The 15,873-nt window shown below is 73.2% G+C and carries 13 protein-coding genes; 7 read left to right on the forward strand and 6 right to left on the reverse strand.

Annotation, left to right across the window (positions count from 1 at the left end; translation table 11 throughout):
- Positions 1–23: 23 nt before the first annotated feature.
- The gene (locus tag ACF09K_RS21220) at positions 24–500 is read right to left on the reverse strand and encodes a roadblock/LC7 domain-containing protein (protein WP_392245665.1); all 477 of its coding nucleotides are present in this window, start codon (positions 498–500) and stop codon (positions 24–26) included.
- Positions 497–3,403, reverse strand: coding sequence for an ATP-binding protein (locus ACF09K_RS21225; protein WP_392245667.1), 2,907 nt, complete (start codon positions 3,401–3,403; stop codon positions 497–499). The genes ACF09K_RS21220 and ACF09K_RS21225 overlap by 4 nt, the downstream gene beginning before the upstream one ends.
- Positions 3,404–3,843: 440 nt before the next feature.
- On the opposite strand from ACF09K_RS21225, the gene ACF09K_RS21230 reads away from it, so the two are divergent.
- Together ACF09K_RS21230 and ACF09K_RS21235 are read left to right on the forward strand one after the other, a co-directional pair.
- Positions 3,844–4,797 (forward strand): ABC transporter substrate-binding protein, encoded by a 954-nt coding sequence (locus ACF09K_RS21230; RefSeq protein ID WP_392245669.1) that lies wholly within the window; start codon positions 3,844–3,846, stop codon positions 4,795–4,797.
- Between the two features lie 568 nt (positions 4,798–5,365).
- Positions 5,366–5,794, forward strand: coding sequence for an ankyrin repeat domain-containing protein (locus ACF09K_RS21235; RefSeq protein ID WP_392245671.1), 429 nt, complete (start codon positions 5,366–5,368; stop codon positions 5,792–5,794).
- A 149-nt stretch (positions 5,795–5,943) separates the two neighbouring features.
- Here the strand turns inward: ACF09K_RS21235 and ACF09K_RS21240 are convergent, their stop codons facing one another.
- Both ACF09K_RS21240 and ACF09K_RS21245 read right to left on the reverse strand, forming a co-directional pair.
- A complete protein-coding gene (locus tag ACF09K_RS21240) occupies positions 5,944–6,363 on the reverse strand; it encodes a DUF6114 domain-containing protein (protein ID WP_392245673.1) in 420 nt (139 codons plus the stop codon).
- Entirely contained in the window at positions 6,360–7,028 is a 669-nt protein-coding gene (locus ACF09K_RS21245) for a DUF6230 family protein (protein ID WP_392245998.1), read from the reverse strand. The genes ACF09K_RS21240 and ACF09K_RS21245 overlap by 4 nt, the downstream gene beginning before the upstream one ends.
- Positions 7,029–7,727: 699 nt before the next feature.
- On the opposite strand from ACF09K_RS21245, the gene ACF09K_RS21250 reads away from it, so the two are divergent.
- On the forward strand, positions 7,728–8,366 hold the full coding sequence (locus tag ACF09K_RS21250) for a Tat pathway signal sequence domain protein (RefSeq protein WP_392245675.1): 639 nt from the start codon (positions 7,728–7,730) through the stop codon (positions 8,364–8,366).
- A 114-nt stretch (positions 8,367–8,480) separates the two neighbouring features.
- Here ACF09K_RS21250 and ACF09K_RS21255 read toward each other — a convergent pair whose 3' ends face one another.
- Both ACF09K_RS21255 and ACF09K_RS21260 read right to left on the reverse strand, forming a co-directional pair.
- Entirely contained in the window at positions 8,481–9,416 is a 936-nt protein-coding gene (locus ACF09K_RS21255; protein WP_392245677.1) for a lytic polysaccharide monooxygenase, read from the reverse strand.
- Positions 9,417–9,738: 322 nt separating this feature from the next.
- Positions 9,739–10,389, reverse strand: coding sequence for a ScbR family autoregulator-binding transcription factor (locus ACF09K_RS21260; RefSeq protein ID WP_392245679.1), 651 nt, complete (start codon positions 10,387–10,389; stop codon positions 9,739–9,741).
- A 181-nt stretch (positions 10,390–10,570) separates the two neighbouring features.
- Here ACF09K_RS21260 and ACF09K_RS21265 point away from each other — a divergent pair, with 181 nt between their 5' ends.
- The 4 genes from ACF09K_RS21265 to cyc2 all read left to right on the forward strand — a co-directional run bounded on the left by ACF09K_RS21265 (position 10,571) and on the right by cyc2 (position 15,844).
- Complete coding sequence (locus ACF09K_RS21265) at positions 10,571–11,479, forward strand: ScbA/BarX family gamma-butyrolactone biosynthesis protein (protein WP_392245681.1); 909 nt, start codon at positions 10,571–10,573, stop codon at positions 11,477–11,479.
- Positions 11,480–11,547: 68 nt separating this feature from the next.
- Positions 11,548–12,198 (forward strand): ScbR family autoregulator-binding transcription factor, encoded by a 651-nt coding sequence (locus tag ACF09K_RS21270; protein ID WP_392245683.1) that lies wholly within the window; start codon positions 11,548–11,550, stop codon positions 12,196–12,198.
- Positions 12,199–12,362: 164 nt separating this feature from the next.
- Entirely contained in the window at positions 12,363–13,547 is a 1,185-nt protein-coding gene (locus ACF09K_RS21275) for a damage-control phosphatase ARMT1 family protein (protein WP_392245684.1), read from the forward strand.
- Between the two features lie 134 nt (positions 13,548–13,681).
- On the forward strand, positions 13,682–15,844 hold the full coding sequence (gene cyc2 / locus ACF09K_RS21280; RefSeq protein WP_392245685.1) for a germacradienol/geosmin synthase Cyc2: 2,163 nt from the start codon (positions 13,682–13,684) through the stop codon (positions 15,842–15,844).
- The last annotated feature ends 29 nt before the right edge of the window (positions 15,845–15,873 follow it).

Below are 15,873 nucleotides of genomic sequence, written 5' to 3' on the forward strand. Positions count from 1 at the left end.
CTCTCTCGACCGGCGGCGGACGCTCAGCGCGACCTGGTCGCGCCGACGCTGTTCTTCAGCTCCAGCACGAGCTGCGGGCTGAGCGCGGCCCCGGCGCGGTTGGCGAACACGGTCATCTCGTAGGCGATGTTGCCCAGCTTGGCCTCCTTGTCGGTGACCACGCCGAGCACGGCGCCGCTGCCGATCGCGGAGACCAGCACGTGGCCGCCCTCCAGATCGATGATGACCTTGTTCAGGCCGCCCAGGCCGTAGTTGCCGGAGGCGCCGGCGGCCAGGCTCGTGATGCCGGAGACGATCGCGGCCAGCCGCTCGGAGTCGGCGTGCTCGCGCAGCTCGGACACGGCGATCAGCAGGCCGTCGGTGGACACCGCGATGGCGTCCACGACCCCGGCCGTCTCGTTGGCGAAACGGGTGAGCAGCCAGGTGAAGTCGGCTGCGGCGGCCCGCAGATCGGTCGGAGTGGCGTCTCCCGCGGGAGTGCCTCCTGTCGACGTGCTCACTGCTCGGCTCCTTCCGGAAGGTGGTTCTGGCGGTGCGTGGTGTTCCGGTCGCCGGTCCGGCGGTCGTCGGTCCGGCGGTCGTCCGTGGGGCGCTCGTCCGTGGGGCGGCCGGTCGCACCGTCGTCGCGCCCGGCGTCACCGGGCGGCGCGGAACCGACGTCGGGGCGGGGATGCTCGCCGGTGTCGCGGTGGGCGCGTTCCACGGCCGCCTCGAACTCCTCCAGCGCGCTGCGGACCGCGTCCGCGTCGGCGGGCGGGAGCGCCGGCCGCCGCGCGGCCTGCCGGTCGGCGGCCTCCGCGGTGGTCCGCAGCGTGGCCCCGCGGACCCGGCGGCGCAGGGGGCGGGCGCCGTCGTGCGCGGGCTCCGCCGCCGGGAGAGGCGCGCTCCCGCCGGCGTGGGTGCGGGCCGCGGGCTCCCCGGCGCCCGGCGCGGGCTCCCCGGCGCGGGCCGTCGGGCGTACGGCGCCGTCGGCCGGCCCGGCGGCGGAGGGCCCGGTGCCGGTGTGCGGCGCGGGCTCCGCCGTACGGTCGTGGACCGTCGGCTCCTCGACACGGTGACCGGGGACGAGCGGGGACGCGGTCTCCGTCCCCGTCCCTGCGTCTGTGCCTGCCCCGGTCTCGGTCTCGGATCCTGTCTCGGAACCGGCCGGTTCGCGCCGGGGGACCCGGCGGGGGAGCGGGACCGGGTCCTCGCCGTCCGCCGCCGCCCAGGCCGGCACGGAGGCCGCCGGGGAGGGGCCGCCCGCCGGGGCCGGGGCCGGGGCGGGGGCCGTCGTGCCGGCCGCCGTACCGAGCGTCGTGCCGGCCGCCGTGCCCGTCGGCCTGCCGGACGGGAGTGCCGCCGTCGCGGGCGCCGCACCCTGGAGGGCCGTGCCGATCGGCGTCAGGAGCAGGCCGGAGGGGATGGCGACCTCCGCCGTCACGCCGCCGCCCGGGGTGCGGGTCAGGGTGACGTCGATCTCCCAGCGGCGGGCCAGCGCGCCGACCACGAACAGGCCGAGCACCTTGGTCGGGACGAGGTCGAGGCGTTCGCGGCGCACCAGGCGGGCGTTCTCCTCGGCGAGCCGCTCGGCGCTCATGCCCAGACCGTGGTCGGCGACGGTGATCGTGGCGCCGTCGTCGCCGGGCCGGACCCGGACCTCGACGGGGCTGCCCTCGGGGGAGAACGACACGGCGTTCTCGACGAGTTCGGCGATCATCAGGGTCAGGTCGCCGATGATGTCGGGTTCGACCAGGACCTCGGTGCCCGCGTACAGCTGCACCCGCTGGAAGCCCTCGATCTGCCCGAGCGCGGCGCGGACCACGTTGGTGAGGGCGGCCGGACCCGAGTCGAGCACGGTCTCGCGGATGCCGGCCAGCAGCATCAGGCTGTCGGCGTTGCGGCGCAGCCGGACCGCGATGTGGTCGATGGAGTAGAGGCGTTCGAGCAGTGCCGGGTCGGTCTCGCCGCGTTCCACGGCGTCGATCAGCGCGAGCTGGCGGGTCGTGAGGTTGCTGACGCGGCGCCCCACGTTGCCGAACATCTCGGCCACGTTGCGCCGGCTGAGCACCTGGCGCTCCAGCAGCGCGGCCGCGGTCGTCTGGACGTTGTTGAAGGCCTTGGCGAGCGCGCCGATCTCGTCGTCGGCGGTGACCGGCAGTTCGCGCAGCCGCGGCGGCCCGCTCTCCTCGGCGTCGTCGTCGGCCACCCGGGCCAGTTCGCGCCCGGCGACGTCGGCGACCTCCTGGGCGGCCCCGGTCAGGGCCAGCACCGGACGGATCACGGAGCGGCGCACCAGCGAGGCCAGCGCGATCCAGGTGACGAAGCCCAGGAGCGCCAGGGTCAGCAGCAGGGCCGCGCGCCACTCGGCGGCGGCGTCGGCGTCGTCGGCGCGGTCGGCGATCTGGTCGATGAGCGAGCCGGTGATCCGCAGCCGGGTCTCGGCCTGTTCGTTGTAGCGGTGGTAGGAGTCCAGCGCCTCGCGGAACGCGACGCGGATCTCGCTCTTGGTGTCGGCCTGCAACGTGCTCGGGTCGACGGCGAGTTCGGCGTAGTGCCGGCCGATGACCGCCTGCGCCGGGTTGTGCTCGATGTCGCCGAGCAGGTCCGTCTGCGCCTCGGTGGCGAAGCGGGCGAAACGTTCGGCCTGGTAGGTGTACAGCGCGTGGGAGCCGACCGCGCCGGTGAACTCGATGAGGGCGTTGCTGTCACCGGTCCGCGCGGAGAACACCCCCGTCTCGTAGGCGCCGTGGGCCGCGTCGGCCCGCAGCAGCGAGTCGAGCAGGTTGCCGGTGAAGGTGGTGGCCAGGGCGGTGTTGCGGTCCAGGCCGAGGCCGTCGATGAGGCCTTCGGCGGCGCCCGAGTACGCCGGGTCGATGTTGTCGGCGGGCAGGTAGCCCTGTTCGATGGTGTCCCGCAGGCCGGCCAGGCTCTCGACCTCGCGCAGCGCCCGCGCCTCGGTGTCCGGCAGCCGGTCGCCGAAGGTCTCGCGCACCGTCCGGACCTGTGCGTCGACGGCGAGTTGGGCGACCCGGTAGGTGGAGGTGGACGGGGTGCCCCCGTCGAGGGACGCCTCGTACCGCACGGACAGCAGAACGGCCTGCTGGTGCTCGGCCTGCACGTCGGCGACCAGCTGGGCCACCGCGGCGCTGTCCCGGACCAGTCGGGCGGCCGCCTCGGCGTGCTCGGACTCCTCCAGCAGGTCGGCGACGACCCACGTCAGCAACAGCGCGATCACCGCCAGCGGGACGCCGACGAGGATGTTGAGCTTGCGCTGGAAGGGCCACCGGTCGGCGAAACCCCGCAGGCCCCGGCGTACGGACGAGGCCGCCGGCCGTCGGGGTCCCCCCTGCTCGTGCCGCTCGTGCCGCTTGTGCGAAGCCGAGTGGTGAGGGGAGGACGCGTCCACCTCGGTCGTGGACACCAGGCCTCCTTCATGAGCTCGTGCGCACCGCGCGACGCACGCTTCTGTCCGACGGTGATCGATGTTCTCGGCAGTGTGGTCGGGCGCGCGACCGCACCGCGCACGGTGCGGCACGGCACCGGAGTGGCCCCCGTACACCGCTGTGACCGATGCCGACTTCGGCGAGACTATCCCTCATCGATCGATCAAGTGGATGGCCCTACGTCAAGAATCCATTACAAAGCGCCTTCGCCGGGGTGTCCTCCTGGCCTTTCCTCCTGCACGGATCATCACAACCGGTCGCGCATCGAAGCCAATCGGTGACCCTGAGCCCCTTGACTGACGGAGAACGCGCTGGATTGGATCAGACGGAGCGTTCGTTCTCCGACCCATCTGCGAACCGACCTCCGCACCAGCTTCCGAACCAACCTCCGACAACCTCCGAGCCCGGAACGGCAGACGTGACTTCCAACGCGCACAGCAGCAGGTCCTTCAGGAACCACCCAGGCGCGGCGGCCCTCGCGCTCGCCGCGATGACGGCCCTGCTGGCGGGTTGTTCCTCCTCCGACGACACCGACCCGCTCTCCGAGGACAAGGCCGCCGGAGACACCGTCGTCGTCGGCTCCAACAACTTCGCCGAGAGCATCCTGCTGGCCGACATCTACGGCGAGGCCCTCAAGGCCAAGGACATCAAGGTGTCCTACAAGCCCAACATCGGCAGCCGCGAGACCACTTACGGGCTGCTCAAGAACGGTTCCATCACCGTCCTGCCCGAGTACAACGGCTCGCTGCTGGCCTACCTCGACGCCAAGGCCGAGCAGAAGTCGCTCGAGGCCGTCAACGCGGCGGCCAAGGCCAAGCTCGACCCCAAGCTGACCCTGCTGGAGTCCTCGCCCGCCGAGGACAAGGACTCCGTCACGGTCAACGCGGAGACCGCGAAGAAGTACGACCTCAACGCGCAGTCCACCCTCGCCGACCTCAAGGACGTCGCTCCCGACCTGGTCCTCGGCGGCTCGCCCGAGTTCCAGACCCGGCAGCAGGGCATGCTCGGCCTGGAATCGGTGTACGGACTGAAGTTCAAGTCCTTCAAGGCGCTGGACGCCGGCGGTCCGCTGACCCAGGCCGCGCTGAAGAAGAACACCGTGCAGGCCGCGGACATCTTCACCACCGACCCGACCATCACCAAGGAGAAGTTCGTCGTCCTCCAGGACCCGGAGAACCTCTTCGGATTCGCGAACGTGACCCCGCTGGTCTACAAGAGCGGGCTCTCGCAGGAGGGCGTCGACGCGCTCAACGCGGTCTCCGCCAAGCTCGACACCAAGACCCTGCTGGACCTCGACTCCCAGGTGCAGTTGGAGAGCAAGGACCCGCTGGACGTGGCCAAGGCCTGGCTGAAGTCCGTCGGCCTGGACTGACCCGGCCGCGTCGGACACGACAGCGCACCGGGTCGTCCTGGACGGCACCACCCGCACCGTCGGCGGACTGATCGCGCTCGCCGACGGCGCGGCGGTCCCCGTCACGGCCCCGAGTCACGCGAGCGGGCCGTACGCTCCTTCCGTGCCGGACGCCGACCGGCCGCCGCCGGACGGCGTCCGGCGTCGGCGTCGGCGTCGGCGCACACCGTGCGGTGTCCGTCGACGCGGACGAGTCGACGCGGACGACGGGACCGCGCACGGGCTGCGCCCGCTGCGCAGCCACGCGGGCGGCGTGGGCGCGCCGCTGCCCGCCCGTCAGATCCGCACGATGCTCGCGATCCGCGCCGGCCGGCTCCGCGCCGACCGGCTCCGCGCCGACCGGCTCCGCGCCGGCCGGCTCCGGCATCCACCCCGCCGTCGTCGACGCCCTCACCGAGGCGGCCGGCGCCCTGCCCGACGGCACCGGGGACCGCCCGCTGACCGGCGACGCGACCGCGGCGGCCGAACTGCCGCCCTCGCCGGCGCGATGGGGAGCGCCGGTTCCCGCATCCGGCTAACCTGCGGGGACATGAACAGGCGGAGGCAGAAGAAACTGGCCGGGAAACTGGTCACCGCGGCGTTGCTGGACGAGGGCGCCCGGGTCGGCGCACTGCTGCGGGCCGGCGCCGATCCGGCGGCGGCCGACCGCGACGGCACCACCGCGCTGTACGTGGCCTCCGTCCAGGGCTCGGCCGGCATCGTCCGCCGGCTCCTCGAGGCGGGCGCCCCGCCCGACGCGGAGAGCGCCGGGCCCGGCTCGGAGGGCACGCCGCTGTGCGCGGCCGCCTGCTGGGGACACACCGAGACGGTCCGCACCCTGCTCGCCCACGGTGCCGATCCCGGCCTGCGCGAGGACCGGGGCGCGGGCTGGACGCCGCTGGAGTGGGCGCGGCGGGGGCCGCACCCCGAGACGGTCGCCGTACTGCGGGCGGCGGAGGCGGCCGCCTCCCCGCGCTGACGGGCCGGTGACCGCACACCACCGTCGCCCGCACACCGCCCGCCGGCACCGACCGGCGGGGCACGGGGCACCGACCGGCAGGGGCCGGGGGCGATCCCCGTCGACGGTGGATCGCCCCCGGCCCCGTGGCACGCCCGGCGGAGTTCCGCTCAGGCGGCCTCACCGGTGTGCACCGGCGGCCGGCCGGCCGCCCGAGCCGCCCTGCGCCGCTGCCTGCGGGCCTTGCGCGGCTCCTGGTCCGGGACCCACCCGAAGGCCAGGCAACTGCCCACGACCCCGAGGAGCAGGCCGACGAGGAAGCCGCCGAGGTTCGAGGTGGGCCACGTCCCGAGGGACAGCAGGACCCCGATGAGCGAGTAGAACAGCCGCTGGGCCGGGTTGAACAGGATCAGCAGCCCGATCAGCACCATGAGGGTCGGCAGGAGGTAGCCGGCCAGGCCCTGCATCCCGATGTGCAGGATCACCGGGAGCGGTGCCTTCATGGTCACCAGGATCTCCGCACCGCCCAGGACGAGCAGCAGGCCGCCCGGGAAGGGCCGGCGAGCGGTCCACCGGCGGAAGCCGTTCACCGCGGGCAGCCTTCGCCCCCGAACCGCATGTGCAGGCCGGGCAGCTTGAACACGGCCGCGGTGGCGGCGTAGTTGTGCTGGTACAGGTCGGTGATGACGACCTTGTCCGCCTGCTGGCCGTAGACGCCCGGCAGGCCGCGGGTGCCGACCTTGTCGAAGGTGCTGGCGTCGCGTCCGATCTCGATGTTGTTGAACGCGGCGTTGCCGGTGATGTCGTCCGAGTCGATGGCCAGGTTCTCCACGCTCACCTTGTCGCCCTTGTCGCCGGCGGTGAGGACGAGCTGGATGCCGCCGAGGTCGACGCTCTGGCACATGTTGGTCAGCTTGCCCGACTTCACCACCGAGGTGACGACCAGGACCTGGCCGCCGGTGTCGCCCTCGTTGGGGCTGTTCTCGATCATGTGGTCCAGCGAGCCGAACTGTGCGAAACCGTCTCCCTCGAGCCTGTCGGCGGTCACCACGAACGGCATGCCGGAGATCGCGAACTGCACGCCCAGGGCTCCCTGGGCGGTGAGCACCGCGAGGCCGGCCGTGACGAGGGTCGCGGGGACGGCCATCACGGCGGCCCGGCGCAGCCGGACCCGGCCGCGTCTGTCTGCGGAACCGCTTTCCGGGTTCCCGGGGGTGTTCTCGGCGGACGACGTGACGTCCGAGGACGAGGCCATGTCTGCTCCCATGGGCATAGTCATGCGGGTTGGGCTTCAGTGGCGGGTTGTCCTGGCGCGGACAGCGGCTGCCGCGTACGTCTCCTCGCAACTCCCGGAAGCCGCAAGGGCTTTCTCGTTACGCGTCAGTAGCCTACGGGGAAGTTACCGATGGTTACACCGCAGGGTCAAGGGAGATGTGGAAAAAGGGTGCGCGAGATGTGCCGCCTGTGCGCCGGTGCGTCCGGGGCATCCCCGGGGTGCCGTACATCCATCAACTTCTGTGCGACGTATTGACGTTGACGGAACATCAGGTCTACAACTCTCGGTGACTCAGCCCGGATCCGTGGCGCCGGATCCGCAGTGCGGCGAGCCGTTCCCCGCTCTCCGTACTCCCGGACCCGGTCCGGCCGTCCCCGAAACCGACGGCCGGACCTCCCGTCAGAACGGGTACGACCGCCCGGGCATCCAGCACGGGCCGGCTCGCGCCCCGAGTCCGATTCCCCTCCGGCGCCGCCACGGCCGTCTCCCCCCTGCCGGCCGTGCCCGCCGCCACCTGCGCTGCCGGTCCGTCACGTATGGAGAAGGCGTTCCGGGCCGGCACCCGCCGGGCGTCGACGCGCGCCCCGCACCTCCCCTGAGCACACCTCGCACCTCCCCTGAGCACACCTCCCGGAACACCCTCCGGGAGCACCCCCACCTGAGAAACGAGGCATCCCCATGCGCACTCGCCCTCTCCTCGCCCTCGCCGGCACCGTCGCCGCCCTCTCGCTGACGGCGGTCACCCCGGCCTCCGCCGCCGGTCCGGCCGTCCTCACCACGGCCAACGGCGACGTCGCGGTCGGTGACGTCCTCAACGCCTCCCTCGCGAGCGGCACCAACGCCACCCTCTACTCCTCCGCCACCGGCACCAGCGGCGTCTCCTGCGCCTCGTCGGGCTTCAGCGCCACCGTCACCGACAACCCCACCGCTCCCGGCACGGCCACCGAGTCGCTCACCGCGCACACCTTCGGCAACTGCTCCGCGAACGTCGCCGGCGTGCTCGGCGTCACCAGCATCACGGTCAACAACCTGCCGTACAAGGCGACCGTGTCCTCCGCCGGCACCCTCACCGTGACCCCGGCGGCCGGCTCCTCGATCCAGACGACGGTCGTGCTGCGCACGCTCCTCGGCAGCATCAACTGCGTCTACCGGGGGCCCAGCCTGACCGGCACCGCGAACAACGCCGACCACAGCATCACCTTCACCGCCCAGCAGTTCACCAAGGTGTCCGGCTCGTCGCTGTGCTTCGCGAACGGCTACTTCAGCGCCAAGTACGCCCCGGTGACCGACGCGGGCGCCGCCGTCACCGTCAACTGACGGGGGCGGGAAGGCTCCACGGAACCACGGAGCGAAACCGCCGAGGAGAACCATCGAGGAAAGCACAGAGAAAAGCACCGAGGGAACCGGTTCGCACCCGAACCGGGAACCGGTTCAGCGCCGTCGCAGGCGCAGGACCAGGGTGGCGCCGCCGGTGAGCACCAGCACCGCGGCGGCGCCACCCGCCAGCAGGGGCGCGGACGGCCCGGCGCCGGCCCCGGAGGCGGACGCCACCGGGGTGCTCGTCGGCGCGGCGGACGCCGGCGCGCCGGAAGCCGCCGCCGTCCCCCGGGCGGGGGCGGCGGACGTCGTCGTACCGGTCGCCGTCCCCGCCGGGGCCGGCACGGCGGCGGACGGGGACTTCGCCGCGGCGGCCGTGGCCTTCGGGGCCGCGGCCGCTGCCTTCTCAGGGAACACCACGTCCGAGCACGAGTAGTAGGTGTCGGGCGTGCTGCTGTTCCGCCAGACCGTGTACAGCACCTGGCGTCCCGTGCGGTCGGCGGGCAGCTTCGCCGTGAGCCGGTAGGCGCCGTCCCGCAGCGCCGGGTCCCTGACCTCGGCGAACGGTCGCTCGGGAAGATCGTCCCAGGTGAGCGGCTGCGAGGGGTCGTAGCCCGGCTTCGTCAGGTAGAACGCGAACGTACCGGTGTGCGGGATCGTCGAGACGTACGTCATGCGCAGCGTCCCGCCCGGCGTCAGCGGGGTCGACGGCCAGTCGGAGCGGGCGAGGTCCAGTCCCCGGTAGGCGGGCAGGCCGCCGCTGCACAGCTTCCCGTCGGGGATCGTGCTCCGGTCGCGCCCGCCGACGTCCGCCACCCGCAGGTTGTCCCAGGCCGTGAAGGGCGCCCCGTTGGCGGCCACGGCCGCCCGGCACGCGGCGGACCCGGCGGCCGGACCGCCGTCGGGGGAGCAGGCGTGAACCCGGGCGACCGGGTTCGTCGGCGCGCCGTGCGCCTGCGCCGGCCCCGCCGCCCCCAGCAGTACCGGCAGGATCGGGCTCAGGAGGGCGGCCGCCAGGGCGGCGGCGCGGGGTGCGGTCGTGCGGCGCATCGGGACGTCTCCTCGGCCGGCGCGGGAACGGTGTCGACGTGCAGTACGCGGCGGCGGCCCGGCGCGTTCACACCGCCGTCGCCCCCCCCGCGCGGCCTCGCGCGGCCACGTCGTCGGCGACCGGGCGCCCCTGGTCGAACCCGGTCGTCGGCAGACCACGTGCCGCCGCCGAGGGCGGTGTTCCGGCCGGATCGAGGCCCTCGTACCGGAAGCCGGCCTTCCGAGGTCTCTCGCCACCGCTTCACGAACAGGCGGGCCGGCCGGTGCGGAGGCACACCGGCCGGCCCGCCGCACGTGCGGGGCCCCCGCGGCGGGCCCGGGATCAGGAAGCCGCGCGCTGCTCCGGCAAGGCCAGCACCCGCGCGCCCCGGTCGGCGCGGGCGTCGATGCCGGGGAGCAGGCCGGGCACCGCGATGCTCGGCAGGATGTGCGCCCACATCACCGCCAGCCGGTCCCCGAGATCGGCGCGGTCGGTCAGCGCCCGGGACATCAACTGGATGCCGGTGAAGGTGCCCACCAGCAGCCCGACCGTTTCCGCCGGCTTCACCGTGGGCAGCAACTCGCCCCGCTGGCGGGCCGCTTCCAGCAGGTCGGTGAGGGTCTGCGCCCACTGCCGGAACGGCTCGCCGTGATCCACCCCGGACGGCGTCTCCTGGTCCACCGCCAGCCGCACACTGCCCCGCAGCAGGGCGTTGTCCAGCAGTCGCCGCGCCACCACGAAGGTCATGTCGACGATCTCCTGCAGCTTGCACGGCTGCGCCGGAACCGACCCGAAGGGCACCTGCTCGTTCAGGACCGCCTGGGCGAGAGCCTCTTTCGACGCGAAGTGGAAGTACAGGGCACCCTTGGTGACCTGGGCGCGCTCCAGGACCATGGCGATGGTCGTGGAGGTGTAGCCGTGCTCGTCGAACACCGCGCCCGCCGCTTCCACGATCGCCCTGCGCGTCCTGATCGCGCGCTCCTGTTTCGCCATTGCGAGCCCCTTCACGGCACCGAGCCGGGCGTCCCGCGCTCGGATGCGGGTTCGGTCCGATCATAGGATGCCGTCGACTGATCTCATTGAAAACAAACCGGTCGCCTCGTACTCTAACGCTCACCGAGCGGGTGGTTCGCCCGTCCGCCCCGGGCCTTCGGGGCACCGTAGGGGGAGAGAGATGACGCGACCGCGGCAGCATGCCGACACGCCGTCCCTGACCGCAACCGTTCCGCGCCAGTTCGTCCACCGCGCCGCCGTCGCCGAGACCTTCCTCACCGGCTGGCGGCGCACCGGGACCGACCGGTTCACGGTGTCCGCCCAGTGGCCGCGCGCACACGTCCTGCACGTGGCGTCCGACTGGTCCGCGTACGACCCGCTGCTCGTCGTCGAAACGATCCGGCAGAGCGGCACCCTGGTCACCCACACCGAGTACGAGGCGCCGCTGGACCGGAAGTTCGTGCTGACCGAGTTCCACGTCACCTCGGAACCCGCGGCGTTGACGCTCGGCGCGCTGCCGGCCGAGCCCGAGGTCGAACTCGCCTTCACCGACGTCCAGTACCGCGGCGGACACCTCGCCGCCGCCCGCTACACCGCGCACGTCCTGCGCGACGGCGCCCGCGTCGCCACCGCGGACGTCGCGTTCACCTGCGTCAGCGGACCCGTCTACCGCCGGCTGCGCGGCGGCCGTACGCCGGAGACCGTGACCGCCGTCCCCGTCCCGCCCGGGGTGTCCGCCGACGCCGTCCGCCGGGCCCTGCCCACGGACGTCGTCCTCGCGCCCGCCGCAGCCGACCGGCCGGGGCGCCGGCAGCTGCGAGTAAATACCGCGCACCCCGTTTTCTTCGACCACCCGCTCGACCACGTCCCCGGCATGCTCCTGCTGGAGGCCGCCCGCCAGGCGGCCCTGCTGGAGACACCGGGGAAACAGGTCCCGACGGCCTACCACGCGGTCTTCCACCGGTACGCCGAGCTGGACGAACCCATCTGGATCGAGGCGAAGGGCGGGCACGGGACCGACGTGCAAGTGCTCGGCGTCCAAGGGGAGTCGACGGTTTTTGAATGCCTGGCCGGTACCGCCGGATCGTGAACTGAGGTTTACTGGGGGCAAGAAACAAACGGCATGACCCGTTCTTTACGCCCAGGAGTGTCCAGTCGATGGCGAGGCAGCTACGCGCGGAGCAGACCCGTACGACGATCATCAGGGCCGCGGCCGACCTGTTCGACCGCAACGGCTACGAGTCGACCAGCCTCAGTGACATCGTCGAACACGCCCGCGTCACCAAGGGCGCGCTCTACTTCCACTTCGCGGCCAAGGAGGATCTCGCCCAGGCCATCCTGGAGTTGCAGTCCCAGGCCGCGCGCCGGGTCGCCGGGGAGATCGACGAACGCGGCTACCCGGCCCTGGAGGCCCTGATGCGCCTCACCTTCGGCATGGCGCGGCTGTCGGTCGAGGGCCCCATCACCCGCGCCGGCCTGCGCCTGGCCACCGGCGGTGTCGCCGTACGGCCGCCCGTGCCCCACCCGTTCACCGAGTGGCTGGAGCTGATCTCCCGCGGGCTCGTCGGCGCGGTGCGGGAGGCCGACATCCATCCGGACGTCGACGTGGACGCGGTGGCCCACTCGCTGGTCTGTTTCTTCGTCGGCACCCGCGTGGTCGGCCGCTCCCGCGAACCCGGCGCGCGGCTGCCGCGCCGCATGGCCGAGATGTGGCACGTCCTCATCCGCGGCCTGGTCCCCGTCCCCCGCCGCCCCCGCTACCTGAGCCTCGCGGCCCGGCTCGAACGGGAGATCATGGCGGCGGTGTGAGCCACCGCCGCTCCCTCCCCTGCGGCGACGCCCCCGTGACGACGCCCCGCGGCCACGGGCGCGTGGTCACGTCCCCGCGATCACGCGCGCGTGGTCACAGGCGCGTGACCACGCTCTTGCGGCCGCGCCCTCCGCTCCACCCGCCCCGCGATACCGTGATCCGCATGCCCGACACCCCCCTCCCGCCCGTGATCCACGGCGACGAGCCCGGTTCCTTCCCGCATGGGGTCCTCGCCGAACGGCACCCGGCGATCATCCGGCGGGTGCGGGACGCGTTCCCCTACGGACCCGACGTCCGGGCGGCCCTGGACGCCCTGCTGACGAGCTGCGCCGCGGGCGTGATCGAACCGCTCCCCGCCGACGCCCACGACCTCGACCGCTGGCGGGCCTGGGGACTGGACGCGTACGCGGGCCGCTCCTGGTACGAGGTGCCCTGGCTGTGGGCGGAGAGCTACTTCTACCGGCTGCTCCTCGAGACCGTCGGTCACTTCCGGCCCGGCCCCTGGCAGGGACTCGATCCGTTCCGCCCGTTCAAGCTCGCCGAGCTGGACGCCCCCGGGACCGACGAGGAACTCGCCGCGCTGGACGGCCTCGAAGGCAGCCCGGAGCCGGAGCGGGCGCGGGCCCTGCTGCACGGCTCCCTGTGGGGGAACCGCGCCGACCTCGGCTTCCGGCTCTCCGACGCGGACGCCGAGGACCGGGCCGCCGTCCCCGCGCTGGTCGCCGACGACAGCGAGCGCCTGTGGGCGCTGCTGGCGCCGCCGGGGGCCGCCGACGGCACGCTGTGCCTGGTGGCGGACAACGCGGGCCGCGAGCTGATCCCCGATCTGCTCCTCGCCGCCCACCTCCTCGCCCACCGGCGGACCGGCCGTGTCGTCCTGCACGTCAAGCCGTACCCCTACTACGTCTCGGACGCCACGACCGCCGACGTCGTCGACGCGCTGCGCCGTCTGACGGCCGCCCCCGGGGCGGCCGCCGGGTACGGGCGGCGGCTGTGGGCGGCGATGACGGACGGCACCCTGACGGTGCGCGCCCACCCCTTCGCCGCCGCCCCGCTGCCGTACGAGCGGATGCCGGACGACCTGCGCGCCGAGTTCGCGGCCGCGACCCTGACCGTCGTGAAGGGAGACCTCAACTACCGCCGCCTGGTGGGCGACCGGCGGTGGCCGCCGACGACCCCGTTCGGGGACGTGACCGCGTACTTCCCCGGTCCGGTCGTGGCGCTGCGCACGCTCAAGTCGGACGTGGTCACCGGGCTGTCGGCCGGCACCGAGGCCGCGCTGACCGCCGCCGAGGGACAGGGCTGGCGCACCGGCGGGACGTACGCGCTGATCCAGACCGGGAAGTGAGCACGGCACGGACCCCGGGCCGGCCCGCCACCCGGGGGCGCCCGACGCGTGGGTGTTCGCCCCGGGTTCACGCGATGGTGTGATCATGTCCCGCGCCGCGGATGCGGGTTGAGGCCCCCGGGTAGGGCCCGGCCATGACGCAGCCGTTCGAACTCCCGCACTTCTCCATGCCGTATCCCGCGCGGCTCAACCCGCACCTCGAGGAGGCCCGCGCCCACTCGACGGGCTGGGCGCGCGAGATGGGCATGCTGGAGGGCTCCGGGATCTGGGAGCAGGCCGACCTCGAGGCGCACGACTACGGCCTGCTCTGCGCCTACACCCACCCCGACTGCGACGGCCCCGCCCTGTCGTTGATCACCGACTGGTACGTGTGGGTGTTCTTCTTCGACGACCACTTCCTCGACATGTTCAAGCGCACCCCCGACCGGGCGGCCGGCAAGGCCCACCTGGACCGGCTCCCGCTGTTCATGCCGCTCGACCCGTCGACTCCGGTGCCCGAGCCGCGCAACCCGGTCGAGGCGGGCCTCGCCGACCTGTGGGCGCGCACCGTGCCGGCGATGTCCGCCGACTGGCGGCGCCGTTTCGCCGTGGCCACCGAGCACCTCCTCAACGAGTCGATGTGGGAGCTGTCCAACATCGACGAGGGCCGGGTCTCCAACCCCGTCGAGTACATCGAGATGCGCCGCAAGGTGGGCGGCGCCCCCTGGTCGGCGGGGCTCGTGGAGTACGCGACCGCCGAGGTCCCGGCCGCCGTGGCCGGATCGAGGCCGCTCAGGGTGCTGATGGAGACCTTCTCCGACGGCGTGCACCTGCGCAACGACCTGTTCTCCTACCAGCGCGAGGTCGAGGACGAGGGCGAGCTGAGCAACGGGGTGCTCGTCCTGGAGACGTTCTTCGGCTGCACCACCCAGCAGGCCGCCGACACCGTCAACGACATCCTCACCTCCCGGCTCCACCAGTTCGAGCACACCGCCCTGACCGAAGTGCCGGCACTGGCCCTGGAGAAGGGGCTGCGCCCGGACGAGACGGCCGCCGTCGCCGCCTACGCCAAGGGGCTCCAGGACTGGCAGGCCGGCGGCCACGAATGGCACCTGCGCTCCAGCCGCTACATGAACGCGAAGGCGACCTCCTCCTCGCCCTGGGAGAGGCTGACCCACCCCGGCACCTCCGCCGCCGACGTCGGCGCCCTGCTCGCCTCGGCCGCCGCGGAACGTTCGCGCCCGTACACGCACGTGCCGTACCGGAAGGTCGGACCGTCCCGGCTGCCCGACTTCCACATGCCCTTCCCGGTGGAGCTGAGCCCGCACCTGGACCGGGCCCGGCGCAACCTGGTCGAGTGGACGCGCCGCACGGGCATGCTCTCCGAAGGGGTGTGGGACGAGGACCGGCTCGCCTCGTGCGACCTGGCGCTGTGCTCGGCGGGCCTGGACCCCGACGCCACCCCCGAGGCCCTCGACCTCAGCGCCGGGTGGCTGGCGTTCGGCACCTACGGCGACGACTACTACCCGCTGGTGTACGGCCACCGCCGCGACCTGGCCGCGGCCCGGGCCACCACCGCACGCCTGTCGGCCTGCATGCCCGTCGACGGCGAGGAGCCCCCCGCCCCCCTGAACGCCATGGAACGGTCGCTGATCGACCTGTGGGCGCGCACGACCGTCGGCATGACCCCCGACCAGCGGCGCACCCTGCGCGCGGCGGTCGACAGCATGACGGAGAGCTGGGTGTGGGAACTGGCCAACCAGCTCCAGAACCGCATCCCCGACCCCGTCGACTACCTGGAGATGCGGCGCGCCACCTTCGGCTCCGACCTCACCCTGAGCCTGTGCCGCATGGGCCGGGGCCCGGCCGTCCCGCCGGAGGTGTACGCCGGCGGCCCGGTCCGCTCACTGGAGAACGCGGCCGTCGACTACGCCTGCCTGCTCAACGACGTCTTCTCGTACCAGAAGGAGATCGAGTACGAGGGCGAGATCCACAACGCGATCCTCGTCGTGCAGAACTTCTTCGGCTGCGACTACCCGGCCGCCCTCGGCGTCGTCCACGACCTGATGACCCAGCGCATGCAGCAGTTCGAGCACGTGATCGCCCACGAACTGCCCGTCCTGTACGACGACTTCGGCCTGTCGGCACAGGCCCGCGACGCCATGGACGGGTATGTGGCGGACCTGCGGAACTGGCTGGCCGGCATCCTCAACTGGCACCGGTCGGTGGACCGTTACACCTCCGCCTACCTGGCCCGCCGGTCCCACGGCTTCCTGCCCGACCGCCCGCCGGCCGTCCCCGCGCTGCCGGTCGGCTGACGGCCCGCCGGCCCTCCCCGCGCCACCGG

This window comes from Streptomyces sp. NPDC014882 (assembly GCF_043081325.1).
In the GTDB taxonomy this organism is placed as follows: Bacteria; Actinomycetota; Actinomycetes; order Streptomycetales; family Streptomycetaceae; genus Streptomyces.